Annotated in this window: 19 protein-coding genes; 7 read left to right on the forward strand and 12 right to left on the reverse strand. The window is 57.4% G+C overall.

Annotation, left to right across the window (positions count from 1 at the left end):
* Window positions 1-91 precede the first annotated feature (91 nt).
* Entirely contained in the window at window positions 92-328 is a 237-nt protein-coding gene (locus tag QEV83_RS14420; RefSeq protein WP_280128398.1) for a hypothetical protein, read from the reverse strand.
* Between the two features lie 205 nt (window positions 329-533).
* Between QEV83_RS14420 and QEV83_RS14425 the strand changes: the two genes are divergently transcribed.
* Window positions 534-1,883 (forward strand): hypothetical protein, encoded by a 1,350-nt coding sequence (locus QEV83_RS14425; protein ID WP_280128399.1) that lies wholly within the window; start codon window positions 534-536, stop codon window positions 1,881-1,883.
* Between the two features lie 1,001 nt (window positions 1,884-2,884).
* On the opposite strand, the gene QEV83_RS14430 is transcribed toward QEV83_RS14425, so the two are convergent.
* A complete protein-coding gene (locus tag QEV83_RS14430) occupies window positions 2,885-4,426 on the reverse strand; it encodes a Fic family protein (protein ID WP_280128400.1) in 1,542 nt (513 codons plus the stop codon).
* Between the two features lie 708 nt (window positions 4,427-5,134).
* Between QEV83_RS14430 and QEV83_RS14435 the strand changes: the two genes are divergently transcribed.
* The 3 genes from QEV83_RS14435 to QEV83_RS14445 all read left to right on the forward strand — a co-directional run bounded on the left by QEV83_RS14435 (window position 5,135) and on the right by QEV83_RS14445 (window position 7,707).
* Window positions 5,135-5,794, forward strand: a complete 660-nt coding sequence (locus QEV83_RS14435) for a DEAD/DEAH box helicase (RefSeq protein WP_280128401.1) — start codon at window positions 5,135-5,137, stop codon at window positions 5,792-5,794.
* A 63-nt stretch (window positions 5,795-5,857) separates the two neighbouring features.
* Window positions 5,858-7,209, forward strand: a protein-coding gene (locus tag QEV83_RS14440; protein ID WP_280128402.1) for an IS3 family transposase whose coding sequence is annotated in 2 segments (ribosomal slippage) — window positions 5,858-6,194 and window positions 6,194-7,209 — 1,353 coding nt in all. Because the reading frame shifts where the segments join, the coding sequence is not laid out codon by codon here.
* A gap of 84 nt (window positions 7,210-7,293) precedes the next feature.
* The gene (locus QEV83_RS14445; RefSeq protein ID WP_280128403.1) at window positions 7,294-7,707 is read left to right on the forward strand and encodes a hypothetical protein; all 414 of its coding nucleotides are present in this window, start codon (window positions 7,294-7,296) and stop codon (window positions 7,705-7,707) included.
* An 8-nt stretch (window positions 7,708-7,715) separates the two neighbouring features.
* Here QEV83_RS14445 and QEV83_RS14450 read toward each other — a convergent pair whose 3' ends face one another.
* Window positions 7,716-8,456 carry a hypothetical protein gene (locus tag QEV83_RS14450; RefSeq protein ID WP_280128404.1) on the reverse strand — a complete coding sequence of 247 codons (741 nt, stop codon included), beginning with the start codon at window positions 8,454-8,456 and terminating at the stop codon, window positions 7,716-7,718.
* Window positions 8,453-8,701, reverse strand: a complete 249-nt coding sequence (locus QEV83_RS14455; protein ID WP_280128405.1) for a hypothetical protein — start codon at window positions 8,699-8,701, stop codon at window positions 8,453-8,455. Before QEV83_RS14455 ends, QEV83_RS14450 begins: the two co-directional genes overlap by 4 nt.
* 715 nt (window positions 8,702-9,416) lie before the next feature.
* On the opposite strand from QEV83_RS14455, the gene QEV83_RS14460 reads away from it, so the two are divergent.
* On the forward strand, window positions 9,417-9,644 hold the full coding sequence (locus QEV83_RS14460; protein ID WP_280128406.1) for a hypothetical protein: 228 nt from the start codon (window positions 9,417-9,419) through the stop codon (window positions 9,642-9,644).
* 86 nt (window positions 9,645-9,730) lie between these two features.
* Here the strand turns inward: QEV83_RS14460 and QEV83_RS14465 are convergent, their stop codons facing one another.
* From QEV83_RS14465 to QEV83_RS14500, 8 genes are all read right to left on the reverse strand, one after another.
* On the reverse strand, window positions 9,731-10,084 hold the full coding sequence (locus tag QEV83_RS14465; RefSeq protein WP_280128407.1) for a helix-turn-helix domain-containing protein: 354 nt from the start codon (window positions 10,082-10,084) through the stop codon (window positions 9,731-9,733).
* Window positions 10,077-10,397, reverse strand: a complete 321-nt coding sequence (locus QEV83_RS14470) for a type II toxin-antitoxin system RelE/ParE family toxin (protein ID WP_280131080.1) — start codon at window positions 10,395-10,397, stop codon at window positions 10,077-10,079. The genes QEV83_RS14465 and QEV83_RS14470 overlap by 8 nt, the downstream gene beginning before the upstream one ends.
* 161 nt (window positions 10,398-10,558) lie before the next feature.
* Window positions 10,559-10,810: a hypothetical protein gene (locus QEV83_RS14475; protein WP_280128408.1), complete on the reverse strand. Its 252-nt coding sequence runs from the start codon at window positions 10,808-10,810 to the stop codon at window positions 10,559-10,561.
* Window positions 10,807-11,091: a hypothetical protein gene (locus QEV83_RS14480; RefSeq protein WP_280128409.1), complete on the reverse strand. Its 285-nt coding sequence runs from the start codon at window positions 11,089-11,091 to the stop codon at window positions 10,807-10,809. The genes QEV83_RS14475 and QEV83_RS14480 overlap by 4 nt, the downstream gene beginning before the upstream one ends.
* On the reverse strand, window positions 11,088-11,603 hold the full coding sequence (locus QEV83_RS14485) for a hypothetical protein (RefSeq protein WP_280128410.1): 516 nt from the start codon (window positions 11,601-11,603) through the stop codon (window positions 11,088-11,090). The genes QEV83_RS14480 and QEV83_RS14485 overlap by 4 nt, the downstream gene beginning before the upstream one ends.
* Window positions 11,600-12,136 (reverse strand): hypothetical protein, encoded by a 537-nt coding sequence (locus QEV83_RS14490; RefSeq protein WP_280128411.1) that lies wholly within the window; start codon window positions 12,134-12,136, stop codon window positions 11,600-11,602. The genes QEV83_RS14485 and QEV83_RS14490 overlap by 4 nt, the downstream gene beginning before the upstream one ends.
* Entirely contained in the window at window positions 12,133-13,980 is a 1,848-nt protein-coding gene (locus tag QEV83_RS14495; RefSeq protein ID WP_280128412.1) for a type IV secretory system conjugative DNA transfer family protein, read from the reverse strand. Before QEV83_RS14495 ends, QEV83_RS14490 begins: the two co-directional genes overlap by 4 nt.
* 5 nt (window positions 13,981-13,985) lie before the next feature.
* Window positions 13,986-14,675 (reverse strand): SprT-like domain-containing protein, encoded by a 690-nt coding sequence (locus QEV83_RS14500; RefSeq protein ID WP_280128413.1) that lies wholly within the window; start codon window positions 14,673-14,675, stop codon window positions 13,986-13,988.
* 133 nt (window positions 14,676-14,808) lie between these two features.
* On the opposite strand from QEV83_RS14500, the gene QEV83_RS14505 reads away from it, so the two are divergent.
* Together QEV83_RS14505 and QEV83_RS14510 are read left to right on the forward strand one after the other, a co-directional pair.
* Window positions 14,809-15,441 carry a hypothetical protein gene (locus QEV83_RS14505; RefSeq protein WP_280128414.1) on the forward strand — a complete coding sequence of 211 codons (633 nt, stop codon included), beginning with the start codon at window positions 14,809-14,811 and terminating at the stop codon, window positions 15,439-15,441.
* Window positions 15,442-15,443: 2 nt separating this feature from the next.
* A complete protein-coding gene (locus tag QEV83_RS14510) occupies window positions 15,444-15,830 on the forward strand; it encodes an ankyrin repeat domain-containing protein (RefSeq protein ID WP_280128415.1) in 387 nt (128 codons plus the stop codon).
* The last annotated feature ends 76 nt before the right edge of the window (window positions 15,831-15,906 follow it).

The following is a 15,906-nucleotide window of genomic DNA, read 5'->3' on the forward strand; positions in this document are numbered from 1 at the left end:
GGAAATGATCCGAGGCCAAGTTCATCGCCCGGGCCTGCGGTCACAGGAGAGCCCCAAGAGTCAGGAAGGCTTGGGCCCTCCCGATCTGGTTTCAGTGGGCGCGCAGGCGATGTGTGGGATAGGCCAGCCGGAACTGCAAATCGCCCCAAAAATCGGTCTCCGCATCGCCAGGCAGCGTAGTCTGGCGGATCTCCCACTCTGGATTTGCGGTGTGGAGCTGGGCCCAGCGATCGCCCTCATCCGCCTGAGTCACGGTGACACTGTCATGCGCCCGCTGCCTATCTGCCGTGCGGCGTTTGGCGAATTGAGAAAAATCTATGAGTTGCATAACCTTAACCCTTATCCCATCAAGCGGACTTTGCAATTGCCCGCCCCCGGTAAAAGAAATGGGTCTCCCAGCATTAACTTCAAGAACCGCAAAGCAAAAGGAAACTCTGATATATGGGACCTCTTTTTTATGGTTGTGAAGACACCGTTGGGATATCTGGTTCCGCGGCACCCCTCGTGGCGGCATTCGATCTGTGAGTGAAATAATGCGGCGACTCTTGGCCGGTTCGGCCATTGCGACATTGATCGCGACACATGCGCTGGCCGAAGGCACGATGGCGCAACCTCAGAGCCGGTTTCTCGAATCCTTGGGCACCGGTGGCAACATTTATAAAGGAACGCCAACGCGCGATTCGCTGGTTGCTTATCTTGGATTCAAGGCATTTCGCGATGGCTTGGTCAAGAATGCAGCCGGCGTCGCCAATGCGATTGCGCTCTATCAGGCAACGGGCGCCAAGACTGTCATGCTCGTGAATGCCGGGCCGCAATATGCGACGTTGGATCAGTATATCGGATTTGCCGAACAACTGAATGCTGCTGGTGCGCTCCTAGCAATCGAGGGGCCAAATGAGCCGGGGAACTTTAATACCGTCTATAAAGGCAATACGGGTGGCGCAAGGGGCGCGGACTGGCTGCCGGTGGCGCAGTTCCAGGCCGATCTTTATACGGCCGTGAAGGCCGACCCGCTGCTTGCCGGTATTCCGGTTTTTGCCCCGTCCGAAGTCGGGGCTGAGACCGGGAACTATGGCCTGCAGGTCAATCAGCTTGCGCCGGGGATTGGTGATCCTGACAAACTGGCTGCGGCCGGGTTCTCGCCGACCCAAGCGTTCGCGGACTATGCCAATGTCCACAATTATGTGTGCGGGGTTCATCCCGATCCAATTCCGCCCAACCGCGCATGGCTGACGGCATCCGTCACCGACAACGTGGCCGGCATCGATGGGTTTTACGGCAACAACATCATCACCTGGGCCAAAAAATATCGCGGATATGCGGTGGCGCAAGGACCAACTGTTCCGAAAGTGACGACCGAGACCGGCCTGCAAACGGCGGCGGCGGCTGCCGGGGGCTCCGTCACCGAGGATGCCCAGGGCAAACTCCTGATGTCCCTGATGCTGGACCAGTTCAAACTCGGCTGGGGCTATACAATCCAATACCAGCTCTACGATACAACCGGCACGACCTGGGGCTTGTTCCATGCCGACAAAACGCCAAAGCTCGGGGCGACGTATTTCCACAATCTGACGTCGATCCTGGCGAGTTCCGGCCCACCGTCGGCGATTGGGCAATTGCCCTATGGTTACCTTGGGACCCCCCCGGCGACGGTCCACGACTTGCTGCTGCAACGGGAGGATGGCCGATTGTTCCTCGCCGTGTGGGATGAAAACCCGCCGGGCACCGGATCGGATAGCGTCTCAATCGACCTTGGCAAGGAATTTCATACGGTGTCTGTCTATGACCCAACGATCGGCAGCCAACCGCAATCGATCTTTTCGAATGTGCGGATCGTGCCGCTTACCCTCACGGATCATGCCGTCATTCTGGAGTTGAATTGATCAAGGAGCGTCGCGTGCCCTTGGAGCACTTACCGGGATCAGGGGACATAGTGCGCATTGACAAGTTGACCCTGATTGGTCTGCAAGGCTTAACTATGGTTCAAGCTCGCATTTTGGTCGTCTCTTCTTCGAGTTGCCCTTGCCCCCGGTGAGGGCAATCTGCATCCATGCATTTATCCTGTGCGCCGAGGGCTCTGCGGAGCCTATACAGGCGATATTCCAAATCCAATGTCTCAAACCCCGCGGGGCGGCCGCTTTTCATTTGGTAGAAGCTTTTCGCCCGTGATGCGGCCTCCTGAAGCGCACGGACCGCGCAACAGACATTCGTGTCGTCACTCATTCAATATCTCCGCGATGATGTCGAGTCGGCGCCGAAGCGGGCTGCGGCTATGCCAATTTCCCTCATCTCTTCTGTGGGAAGGGAGGGACATCGGGAGCGGATGATTCAGGCAGAAGGGCGTCTGCTGCGCGAGAACAATGATAAAACCAATCAGCTGTGACTATTGCGTCACAGTCCATGTGCGAATGCGCACAATACAGAAGCGTTTTGTCATTTGAATATTTTCGTGGTTTTGCACCTAGCAATTTTTGCCAATGCCTGCAGGCGCCGTCAGTCCTCCAAATGCACCCGCGGATTTGGCTTACTCACGGCAACAAATCAGGGCCAGTCAGCGCGCACACATAGTTCCTCACCCTGGCAATGTCCGGAAGCTTCACGGAAGTGCCCCTCGTCAGCAACGAGCGTACTGTCACGTAGTGCGTAAACTATTGATTTTAATGGTGCCAGGGGCGGAATCGAACCACCGACACTGCGATTTTCAGTCGCGTGGTATGCAATTTAGAATCAATCGTTTCGCTAAAACGAATGTGTCTACATGCGGGATTAAGAACAATAGGTTAGCGGCGTTTTGTCTACACTCCGCTGATTGGTCTTCCCACCTGGAGGGCGCCGAGTTTCCGCGACAATTTCAAGGCGCGCCGGATCGTGCCACACGGCCCTTTCAGCCCGAAAACGCCTCCGCATAGATCGCCTCGATCCGTGCAACTTCATCCTCGGTCAGTCCGGCGAATTCCCGTTCCTGTGCGCGCTTCGAAAGCGTGCCGTCGTTCTGGCGGAGAAAGCGAAACAGGAGATCGACCGTGTTGTCCGGCATGTCAACGATGTCCTCAACCTGCCGTCTGAAGCTGTCATAGCCTTTTAAAAAACTGGTCTCGGCGGGAAGGTCCACTTCGATCGTCCGCTCGACGCATTCATAAAGAAACTCCGCATGTGGCGTCGCGTCGAAGAAACGGTAGTAGTCGCCCGTGTCATTCAGGACGCGGACATTCCCTTTGTCAGTTGGTTTCCACTCGATCAGGGGCAGCAGCCTCGCCGAATAGCTCTCCAGGATTTTGCGGTAATCATTGATCCTGTCCAGGATCACCGCCGAGACGGGGAACACCATGCCGGGCGGGTTGAAGCCGCGCTCGGCCAGGACATGGTGGATGAGATACCGATGGAGTCGTCCGTTGCCATCCTCGAATGGGTGAATGTAAACGAAGCCGAAGGCGAGCGCGGCTGCCGCGAGGACTGGATCGAGGTGGTGTGCAGCGGTCCGGTCGAAAGCAACCAATCCCTCTATCAGGGACGGCAAGTCTTCATGCCTGGCGCTGATATGGTCCGGCAGAGGCATACCGGTTTCACGGTCATGCTCCCCGACGAAGCCGCCCTCGTGACGCAGGCCCAAACGCACATAACGCGCGTCGCCAATCACGATGCGTTGTAGACGAAGCAATTCGTCGAGGTCGATCGGCCGGCGTCCAGCCTCGCCGATGGCCCGCCCCCAGCGCTGAATGCGATCCTGCGGCGGATGCTCGCCTTCGATGGCAAAGCTCGATTTCGAATCCTTCAGCAACAGGAATGCAGCGGTACGCGCGAGCAGATCGCGGGGCACATTCGCCACTGCGGCGCGCGCGCGTTCGGCCAGATCGCGCGCGGTGAAGGCACGGAGCGCCTCTGTGCGGAAGATCATCGGGCAGAAAGACGGTGTTCCCGGCAGGTTGTTTTTGACGCGATGGCGCGTCGACGTCGTGCCCGCCGCCGCCCATTGCTGGTCGGGATCGACGACGAGGGCATAGGCGCCTTTCTCGGCTGGAGCCAGGTCGAGCTCTGTTCCGAGCAGCCACTCATAGAGGAACCAGATGCGACGGGCATAGGAGCCGGTCGGCGTCGCCCTCACGATTGCCTCGACCGGTCCGGGGCCTGTGGCTCGAAAGAGCGATTTCAGGACGAGAAGATCGAGTCCTTCATATTTCAGAGCGAAGCTCAGATGCCCTTCGAGAGTCTCCGGGGGAGCGTGCCGGGGCGTATAGATATTCCATCCGTCCTGCTGGTAAAGCTTGTGCCGCTGGCCGATTGCCGAGAGCGTACGCGGCGTCGGGACTCTCAGCCGAAAGGCGTCGATCAGGGGGGCATACCCCACGGGCATTGCCAGTTCCGGGAGCCGTCGATCCTGAAAAACTGTAACAGGACCTGAAAAATCGTTCTTAAGGCCATTCCCCATGAAAAATGCATCCAACCCCTGAATTTTCATTCTTAAACTACTATATCATGAAAAATCGTAACATTCCATGAAAAACAGTAACTAAGCGGATATTTCCTGAAATTTGATACTATAATATTCACGCTCTGCAGAGCGACAAATCTCAGGGCAGAGGTTTTTCGCATACGTTCGTATTTCAACAAGATAGCGCCTAATATTTCCTTAATATAGTACATTTTATACTAAGGTATGAATGAATGGCAGCCAACATCATCTTTCAAAAAGGCCGCAGGTCCTGAAGAAAAGTTTGATATTGATCCAGCTATACTGGCGTGGTTCAAGGCCCGAGGCGCGGGCTGGCAAGAGGAGCTTAACGGCGTCCTTGAGTTCTATATCCACACTGTCGAGCATCCAGCCTCGGAACCCGAGCCGCCGACACCGGGCGGCCCTCTTTAATCAGAGGTTCTTCGCGGGCTGTAGACAGATTCCATAAGATTTTGAAAGTATATTAACTTCACGCTTGACGTCAATCATCACACGGCATCATCTTGGTCGCATGATTCAAAGCTATCGTGACGTTCTGGAGCATGAAAGGGTTGTGGCAGCCGAGCTGGTCGGCAGGCCCTATGCGTTCGTCGACAAGCCGCATCATTGGTCAAGCTGGGTCGCACCAAAGAATGCCGATGGATCATTGTGTATAGTGGACCAAGTCGATGGAGCGCGGGTCTGATGGACGTATTTTCCTTAGACGATCATCTCCTGGAGCAGTATACGAGTTTCGCACGTTCCTTTACTCGCATCCGTGCGATTGAAATCCAAAACAAGGTCGATGCGCTCTACGCGGGCCGCCGGTTCTGGCCAGAGCCGCTTATTCAATTGAACCCGCATTACGAGGGTGGCGGCTCGATCCAGGTTCTCGTGGGCCCCAAGGGGCTCGTCGCGGACTGTGCACGAATCTTCCGCGATCCCCGGTCTGCTCAGAACGACCCTGACAAGAGTCTTAAGCTGCGGCGCCATCAAGAGCAGGCGATTAGTCTGGCGCTCGACGGAAAGAGCTTCGTGGTTACCACGGGCACGGGATCTGGAAAGTCCCTTTGTTTCTTCATTCCTATCGTGGACGCGGTAGTTAAGGCGAAACGGAAGGGAGAGACTGCGCGCACACGCGCTGTCGTGGTCTACCCGATGAATGCTCTCGCGAACAGCCAGCTCGAAGAGTTGAAAAAGTTTCTCGTTGACCAGCACCATCCCGTGCCGGTCACTTTTGCTCGCTACACGGGACAGGAAAGCTCCGAAGAGCGGGAGCGGATACGGAACAATCCACCAGATATCCTGCTTACCAACTTCATGATGCTTGAGTTGCTCATGACTGTCCGGCGTCAGCACCTGTGAGACAGATTTAGCGGGTTGAATAACGGAGGATTTCTGGCTCATCGTAACCATCGAGGAGTGGAGATGAGCCAGAAATCCGGAACTGCCAAGTCGTCCTCCGAGCGGATCGTGAAGGACATTCGCCGAGCAACGCGCAAGCAATATTCGGCGGAGGAGAAGATCCGCATCGTGCTGGACGGCCTGCGCGGCGAGCATAGCATCGCGGAACTCTGCCGGCGCGAGGGCATCGCCGAGAGCCTGTATTACACCTGGTCGAAGGAGTTCCTGGAGGCTGGCAAGCGGCGCTTGGCGGGCGACACGGCGCGTGCGGCGACCAGCGGCGAGGTCAAGGACCTGCGCCGGGAAGCTCAGGCACTGAAGGAGGTCGTCGCCGAGCAGGCGCTGGAATTGCGCCTGCTCAAAAAAAGCATGATCGCGGATGGGGAAAGCGAGGAATGAGATATCCGGCTTCCGAGAAACTGGAGATCATCCGGCTGGTCGAGCAATCCCATCTGCCGGCGCGCCGGACGCTGGAGAAACTCGGCGTCTCTCGCGCCACCTTTTATCGATGGTGCGACCTTTGCCAGACTGGCGGGCCAGAGGCCCTGGAAGACCGATCTCCCAGGCCCGACCGCGTCTGGAACCGAATTCCTGACAATGTGCGGGGCCAGATCGTGCAACTGGCCCTGGACGAGCCGGAGCTGTCGCCACGGGAACTGGCGACACGCTTCACCGACACAAAAAGCTATTTTGTTTCGGAAGCTTCGGTTTATCGCCTGCTGAAGGAGCACGACCTAATCGCCAGTCCCGCCTACATCGTCATGAAGGCCGCCGATGAGTTCAAGGACAAGACGACGGCGCCCAACCAGCTCTGGCAGACCGACTTCACTTATCTCAAGGTGATTGGTTGGGGTTGGTTCTACCTCAGCACGATATTGGACGACTTCTCGCGCTACATCATCGCCTGGAAGCTCTGTACGACGATGAAGGTCGGGGACGTCACGGAAACACTCGACCTGGCGTTGCAAGCCGCGGGGCTTGATCACGCCAAGGTCGTCCATCGTCCGCGATTGCTCTCGGACAATGGCCCTTCCTACATCTCGGCCAATCTGGCCGAATGGCTGGACAAACGCAACATGGATCACGTGCGCGGCGCGCCCTGCCACCCGCAAACACAGGGCAAAATCGAGCGCTGGCATCAGACGCTCAAGAATCGCGTCTTGCTTGAGAACTATTATCTGCCCGGCGACCTGGAAGCCAGGATCGACACCTTCGTCGATCACTACAATCATCGCCGCTATCACGAGAGCCTGGACAATCTCACGCCGGCTGACGTCTACTTCGGCCGAGGACAAACCATTCTGCTGCAACGAGAAAGGATCAAACGAGCCACCATCCAAAATCGTCGCTTGCAACACCAATTGAACGCCGCATAAAATCAAACATCAGATGAGCCGCGTCCTCCATTAAATCACGCCGCCATCTGTCTCAAATTATCTGACGACGGACACCGGGACCAGGTGGTAATTTCCCTGTTTTTGACGGCCCTCGTGTGCACTATCACGTTCAAGGGAGGGGAATGGCTTTTTTCCCGGCTCGTCGCGCCGACACTTGGAATAACGTTTGAGAGCGGTGTTATAGCTTGGCGTAACGGACTTCGCTTTCACGAAATCGATCTTGTTCAACACCACGAAGTTAGCTTTATCGAAGATAGAAGGCACGCTTTCAAGGTCCGTGCCGGGGACACAAATAACCAACAGGATACGGTCGAGGTGATTATCAAAACTGGACGTAGCCTTGCCATTTGGCGGCGCGTCGCTACAATTTCAGCACCGGATGCCCATGAAGCCGCATCCCAGCTCGTTCATGTCATCCTTCTCGTGCGCGACGAGGCACGGAAAAAACACCAGGCCCAGCAATGGGGACGACCGTAGCAACGCTTTTATCCCGCCTCACCGCCTCGCTCATGGCCCAGTGTTTGCTCCGGCGTAGCACCGTCCTGGACCGACTCGTGGAAGGCCAGATCCTCGGCAGTCCACTCTTGGTCTAATCCCACTTTGTCTCCCTCCTTGTTACCGCTAGTCGGCGGAACGGATTCATGCTCCTCCAGCGCGGGAGCGTTCGCTCGGTCTTCTCGGCTGAGCGTTTTCCGTCGTTGGACCGACTCGTGGAATGCTAAATCTTCGGCGGTGCACTCTTGCTCCCCCACAGATTGCCGCTGAATTTGTGGAGTCGAGTCCTTCTGCGAACTGCGGAAGGACCGTTTGAGCGCGGCCCGAGCTTGCTCGGTCTTCCTATCAAGGGCCACGTCGCGGCGATTCTCAGGGATAGGGCCGCGCTCTTTAATTTGGTCGTGCGAGATTCCAAGTTCTTGAGCCTCTACCTTCTTATGGTTTTCGAACTCTCTTATTGTTTTAGCTGCTGTTTTTTTGGGAATCACGGTCGATTGCGATGGGTCTACACGATTATGCCAGCCATAAAGCCGTTCTCTGGCATTTGCCCAACAAACACGATTGTTCACACCCTCGAAAGAACGCGTATCAGAGCGGCCTTGAATATCGTCTATATAATCAGTGGCGCTCTTGAATCCTGCTTCCTGGGCACGCTTGTCAAGCGTCACGGATCGTCCTGGATCATTAGTGTTGGTTTGAATATGTGCGTACGCGTGATCAGCATATCTCATCGATCTTTTCCAACAAAAAAGGCATTCGCTTCCGGCGCATCCGTCAAAGCACTCCACCTCCGCCAAAGCTCGTCAAATTTCTCTTCGTTCATGACCAGCTCGTCGGTACCATTTTCTGTTGCCCACCAAGGCGTTGGAACGCCTGTATCCGTTGAGATGATAGAAAACAGGCAACCAATTAATGTCCAATCCTCAGCGTCGAATTCAATAATCAGCTTCTTTCGATTGGAATCTATTGCTTTCATTTTTGTTCTCCTGTTGAGAACAAATTATGACGTACCAATTCAAAATAAACAAGTTTTCTTGCTCTATGTGCACGGGAATTGCTCGGTTGGAAAAACGTCAGGCAAAAAAGTGTTACTTATTGTAATAGCAACAAAACTCCTATTCAAAGCTTAAAGTCAATTAGTATCGGAGAATTATTCTCCGTACTTCAAAGAGGTTGTCTATGTATTTCAACAAGTTATTTAGAACTTTTATACTAAAGCTGCTATAGATCTCGATGTTATTTATACTGCCTATGTATAATCGCACGTGCGGGCTACTGACTGGCTTATTTCGAATAGCCTAGCTGAATGCGGGACATTGGCTAGGTGAAAAAATCACGCGGCGCAGACTGGGATCTGACATCTCCTCATGCGCACCGTGCCATGCCGACCCAATTCCATACCCGCATCGTTATTCAATGCCGAACGCTTCAGGGACGTTGGTTTCACGACTGATTGCGGCGCTTCCCGTGTTGCTACCGTATGCCTGCCGCCGCTCCATCACCGGGCTTGATCCCGCACGCCAGCCTTGAGTGCCAAACCTATCGGAACGCGGCCCTGATGGCCGCAAGCGCTTCTTTGGTTCCCCCTGAAGGTCTCCCCCAAACAAGCGCGTTGCGCCCGGGCCTATGCGCTCCGCTCGCGGAAAGGCACGGCTGGCATGGGGTCAGCCCTAAATTGAAGGAGCAAGACAATGGCTTACGGCAAAAACAACGCGAAGAAAGCGCCGCAACACGAAATCAAACCACCGGCGCTAATCGCCTGGCACGTTTCAGAGCGGGGTGAAAAGAAGTTCTGGAACCGTATCGGCGCGGCATGGGAGCACGAGGACGGCGAAGGCCTCACCCTGCAACTCGATCTGCTCCCGGTCACAGGCGGCCGCATCGTTCTCCGCAAACCGAAGGAGGACGATCAGGCCTGAACGGAGGGGAGCCGGGTTCGCCCGGCTCCTTTCTCTTTCACTCGGCGCCTCCACATGGACTCGGGCGCGCAACCAGAGGCCGGGCTCTACAGGATCACTTCGAGTCCCTTGCGGCGGATCACGTTCAGCAGAACGAGCGCCGCGCCCGTTGGCCGTTTCGCGCCGCGTTCGAGTTGCGAGACATAGCCGACTGTCACGTTGAGGTGACGGGCGAACACCGCCTGGCTTAAATGCGCTTTCTCTCTCAAGGCGCGAATTTCTTCGCCTGTGATTGGCTCGGCTTTCGGCGCCTCGTTTTCTCCGAGATGCCGCATGGTGATTTTCGCGTAAGCCGCCTCATCGAGCAGCTCGCCACGTCGCATGTCCTGGGCTGTTTCCAGCAATGATTTCGTCAGCCCGCTAGGTTTCTTTTTTTCTCTGGTCAATTTTGCTTTAGTCATCGTCTACCTCCTGCACAAAACCGTCCGCTATTGCGCGATCGAGCTTTGCGTCATTCGCTGTGAGCCACCCCTCTGCAATGTCTCGCAGGGTCGCCAGTTCGTCGTCATCGATGTTCTCGCGCTCGCTTTTGGCGAAGCCGTAAAGGAATACCGCCCGGTTGCCTCGCCGATACGCGATCAGCACGCGGTAGCCGCCCGACCGGCCCTGTCCCTTTCTGGCGACCCTCTGTTTGATGACGTCACCACCCAGGTCTCCATCCACAAGGCCGCATTCCGCGCGCTCTATCGCTTCGCGCAAGCTGTCATCGCCGATCCGTTCCCGCCGCGCATAGCGCGCGAACCATTTCGTTTAAAAATTCGCAAACAACCCTCATAACAATATAAACTATAGTACTATGAACTATACTTTGCAAGGGTATTTTCTACGCACGAGTCATCTGAGCCGTAAGCCGCCGCACTCAGGCTTCCGGCCCTTCAGCCCTTGCGCCAGATGAACGGCGGCCAGTCCAGCGCGAACAACTTCACGGCCGGACAACCCCCGGCTGACAAGGGTCCTGGCTTGGATTTACGCCATCCCTGCACGCCAATGTATGTGCAGCTTGTGTAATACGCGCAGCGCCGGATGTCGTAGCCCTCGCATTCATATTCGTACAGCAGGTGCGGCGTGCCGACTACTGACGCCGCCATGCAGATTCCGAGCGCCACGACAGCCCCGCCGATCTTCATGGCTGATCCCTTTGTTTGGCCGCGCCGAGAATGTCGGATGCTTGGTTTCGATGCTGTCTTATCCGGCGCCACATCCTGAAAATCAGGATCGCGGCGGCCAGCGCGGCAAGCAGGTACGCGCCGATGATTCTGCCATGGTCCGCTTTCGGATCCGAGAGAACGAGATTCAAATGGTTGCACGCGACAACGGCAATCCAGACGTCTCTCCCCCAATGCAGGCGAGGCTTTTGTTCCGCCTGACGAAGCGCCGACTCGTCCTTCTTGAAAATTCCCCCGGTCATTTTCGCGGACCCTTTCCCGGCAGCAGCGTCCGACCGTGCCCGATCGCGAGCCGCGTGGACGATCCAGGCCGGGCCGCATCGAGGGCATCAAGCCGCGCCGTCTGGAATCGCGCGCCGCAGCTGACGCGGCAGGTGAAAGAACTGCCGGAGCTGCGGGCGCCGCAGACCAGCATTTTGCACCTGTCGCAGAGCGTCCAGCCCGAGTCGTCCGCGCACCAGGCGCAGGGTACGGTCGAGAAATCTACCTCTTCCGTCCGGACCCGGAGCGCGTCTGCCGGACGCAAGAGTCCCTGCAACCGCGCCATCGTCGTCGCCTGATGCGATTCAGTCTTGTCGACGCTCTCGCACCGAAAGCGCTGTGCCGAAGAGAAGCGGGCGAACGTCACGCGAAAGGCGCGGTCGTGCAAGGCGCAGGCAAAATCCACCACGAAACGCTCAGGGGCGCCCGTCGCCTCCCTCAGTTTTGCAAGCTGCTGCTCTCGGAGTAGCGCCAGTTCAGATTTATGGCTCATTTCTTCCACCCTTTTCGCTTGAGAACCAGAGCGCGCGCGGCTGTGACTTGCTGCGCCAGATAGTCGGAACCGCCCGTGTCGGGATGGACGCCTTGCATGATCCTTTTGAATCGCGCGTCCATCTCCTGCCGGGTGAAGGGTTCCGCGAGGCCGAACAGACTCAATGCGTCGGCGTAGTCGTCCCGCTCGACTTTGGGCTGCCCCGTCATCTGGCGGCGAAACTCATCCCACGGCATGATTTTGCGGAACTCCTTGCGCCAGATCTTTCGCTGTTCGCGCCACTCAATGCCGATCGCGATCCATTTTTCAGATTGGTCGAGCGCGATTTCAAAGGGCCACGCCGCCGCGAGTGCGAGCGCCTGGCCTGCAATATTGGAAAGCTCCATTAACAGGCTGGTGAGACGCGCCAGGAGTCCCCATGCCGCACGGACAAGACTCACTGAAAAGACAAACAAAAAATACAAGAGAACGGCGCTGCCAAACAGGTTGCACAGCATGCAGGGTTCCGCGCCATGCGACAGTGTGGACGTCATTGCGAACCTCCGTTTTCAAAAGGATCGGGCATGTAGCGGCCGCGCGGAAACAGCTTGTCGTAGGGCGTCCGGCGCAACAGAAACGCCTCGCCTGTCTCCGTGAACACGGCCATGTTGCCGCTGGCGCGGCTTGTCGCTTTGGCAAGCTCCTGCGCGTCCCGCAGATTGGCGGCGCCAGCCAGTTCCCACTCATAGCCTTCGGGGCCGCGCATCCTGCGCCAGAGAACCCGCTTGCCGAGACGCTCGGACAAATATCGTGCCGTGGTCTGGTCATTCATGGCAAAGGCCTGCCACATTCCGGCATTGCCCATGAAGGTTTCCCAGTTTTGCGGATACAGTTCCTGAACTTGGCCCAGATTCTGAATGATCGGCCACAGCTTGACGCCGAAGCCCGCCATCAGGCCTGCGGCCTTCGCCAGCTGCTGGAGACGCCCGAGCGCGTAAAATTCATCGAGCAGGAACAGCGTCGCGTACCTGCCCTTGCGCCCCTCGGCGGCCGCGTGCAGGGCCAGGTTGACGAACAGCCGAAGGAATCGTCCGTGGATGTCCAGATATTGCGGCGGCAGCACCAGATAGATCGTCGTCGCGCCGTCGTTTAGATCGTGCAGGCTGAAATCCGACGCGGCGAGGGTCCGGCGCATCCCCGCGCTGTCCAACCATTTCGTATGCGAAATGGCCGTGGCGATGACATCGCCTTTGGCATTCTTGCCGGCTTGCAGAACCAGCGACGCCGCCGCCTGCGCCAGCCCGCCCATGTCCTCCATGCCCCGGAAGGGAGGGTTCGCCCCCGGGTTGCTTTCGAGCGGAGGGCCGTCGGGATGGATCAGCAGATCACGCACCGTGCCGAGATGCTTATCTTTTTCCGGAATGTCCGGACTCATCACGACGTAATCGATCAGGCCGCTGATGATGACCCTGGCCGAAATGTCGAAAAAGTTATCCTTCGCTTTCGCATCGGGAACGACGAGCGCGTCCGCGATCAGCTCGACGCGCTCCGCATAATCGTCCGCGCCCGGATCGAGCCCGGCGAGCGGATTGAAGCGCGCCTTGCAGTCTTGAAGCAAAGGGTCGCGGATTTCCCCCAGCGGATCGAGAATCCGCACCGTCTGACCGAGCGGGTGCGTCAGGCCTCTCCCGCCCTTGCCGCGCGCCAGTGCGGTGACAAGGGCGTTCTGGCCCTTCGGGTCGATGACCAGAACCGAGCCCCGCCATGTGAGCAGATTCGGAATGATCACCGAGCGGCCCTTGCCCGCGCGGCTGGTCGCGATCGTGCAGACATGGCGGTCATCGCTGAAGCCAACGATCCATTTTGGATCGTACATCGACGCGCCGAGCAGCACCTGTCCCGGTCGCCACGGATTCGCCCACTCATCCAGCAGGCCGGAGAATTTGGACGTGCCGCCCAGCCCCACATGCCGCCCCGCCAGGAACCAGCGCAGCGGACGGGTGGCGCGGCCGAGAAAAATCTTGAACGGCCGCAGTCCGCCCCATGCGAGCAGGGCAGCCATGGCCACAGTCAGCGAGTTCCCGCCGGTCAACGCCTGCAACGCAATGCCGATCGATGCCGTTAGCACGACGAACGCCGCCCAATGGGCGGCCCAGCCGATGACCCGCCGCCCCGCCGCCGACTGCCACATGCCGGCGGTACGCTGGTTTGACATCGCGCCTTGCAGTCCGGTCGCCACGACCAGACCGCAGAGCATCAACCCGCCGAGAATCGCCGGACCGTTGGAAGAAAGCTGGCGGGCATAGTCCGCCGGCGCATGTTGAAACAGGAAGTGCGAAAACGGGTCCGAAAACCGAAACCAGACGAATCCGCAGGCGATGGCGACGATCAGACCCATGATCGTTACTCCATCGCTTCTGCGGTAACGGCGTCTGCGCCGACGGCTGCCGCGCTTTCCTGCGATAGCGGCGGCACATTCATCGAGCCATGCTTCGGGCAGTGCGGCGCCCCGCAATCCTTGATCCACCGCGCGGCGACGCGCACCGTGTAACCGCAACCCGCGCCAAGGCATTCGGCCTTCAGCATGCGCGTTCCTTGCTTCTTCGGCTTGTCCGCCACGACTTCACCGGCGAGCGTCACGCGGTCGAAGTTCAGCCGACCGTGTGGGAACGGACCCAGGGAAGAAGAGAGCTCGTTTAAACGCTCCTTGAGGATCGCGCCTGGCAGCGCGTGCCGCATCTGCCCTTCAAGCCCGATCTTGAGGGCCGCTTCCCGAAATTCCTTGCCGTGCTTCGCATCCGGCGGTAGCGCGGCATGCACCAGTTCATGCACGAGGATTCCGAGCACTTCGGCCGGGTCCGCGAAATCAGCCCGGATGATGATTTCATGATGGCCGTCATCGGACGCACTGGCGTGCCAGCACTCTCCGGCCACGCGCCCTTTTTTGCCGTGCGATGTGAACGCGACGGCGAATCTGATCTTCTCCGGAAGCGTGAGACCGAGCTTGGCAAACCAGGGCCGCAATTCAATGGTGGCGGCGCGTAAATAGCTTTCTCGAGTTGGGTGGTCGTTGATAGTGCGGGGCTTCTGCATCGGGGCGTTCTCTCTGACGTTCTCCCGTCAGAGATTGGATGCGGATGCCGGTTTGACATCGGACACGAATTGGCCATCGTGAGGGGCACGCGGCCAAACAGGAGAAATCCCGATCCGGGGAGGAATGCGTAAAATGCCTGACGTTGAACCCGAAGAGCTATTCGATACGAAGACGCGCGACCGCATCCGCCGGAAAATTCTGCGCTACAAGAATGAACATGGCCTCGGCGTTGGAAGGCTGGCGAAGAGAATCTCACTGGCCCTTCCGCTTGAGCCAGAAATACCGGTCAAGACGCTGCAACGATTCCTGGCCGGGATAATTCGCACGAACGACCTGCATGTGGGCTTTTTCGAAAAATTTTCTGATGGATTGCCTGACCCTGATCCGCTCGGGGAAGTTGGAAAAAGTATGGCCGCTCTTTATGGGAAGAGCGGCCGTCGTGATTTTAGCGGCGTTTACGCCACAATGCAGACGGGCGAAGGTTCAGAAGTGACAGTTTCTCAGGAGCCAGGATTTTGGCGCGTCAAGGAGGTCACCCGAACCGGTGGGCATTCCGTCTTTGACGGGGTAGCGGTTTGTTCAAGCGAAGGGGCATTTTTTGTTTTAAAAGATAGGCTTGCTGGCCTGCCACGCACCTACACCGTATGGCCTCAGGAAAATGACGAACTGCATGGTTGTGGCACGACGATCGGTTTCGTGAGTTTTTATCCTCGCACAGCTACGGCCCCACGCATCCGCTCATTCGAGATCAAGCTGAGAAAATAGACATGGCATTCATCTCCGATGAAGAATTTGTGAACCGCATTAACGACGCAGCGAGCAGCCTGAACCCTGATAGGGAACGAGAGTGTACATATCTGCTTCTCGATTTATCCTATAGGGGCCTGACTGATTATGTTCATAGGTTGCTTGAATACTGGTTCGACATCAATGCCCCAGACGAGGAAACCGGAATGACAGCGCTCCATATAGCTGTCGGACGGAACAATCTTGAATTGACTCGGCTCCTTGTGCAACGTGGCGCTTCGTTCATCCCTGACAAGCAAGGCCGGATGCCATCGACAATCGCTGCCGAATGTGAGGTTACCGAAGATCTCTGCGATTTCATTGCGGAAGCTGAAGCGGCGGCCGAGGCCCGTGCAGGAGGCGTTTAAACGACCTCTATCCGGTGCATTGCGCCGCTTTGACTACCCCCGTATGCACGCGCGATCCTGCTGCAAATCCTTGAAA

This window comes from Methylocapsa sp. D3K7 (genome assembly GCF_029855125.1).
In the GTDB taxonomy this organism is placed as follows: domain Bacteria; phylum Pseudomonadota; class Alphaproteobacteria; order Rhizobiales; family Beijerinckiaceae; genus Methylocapsa.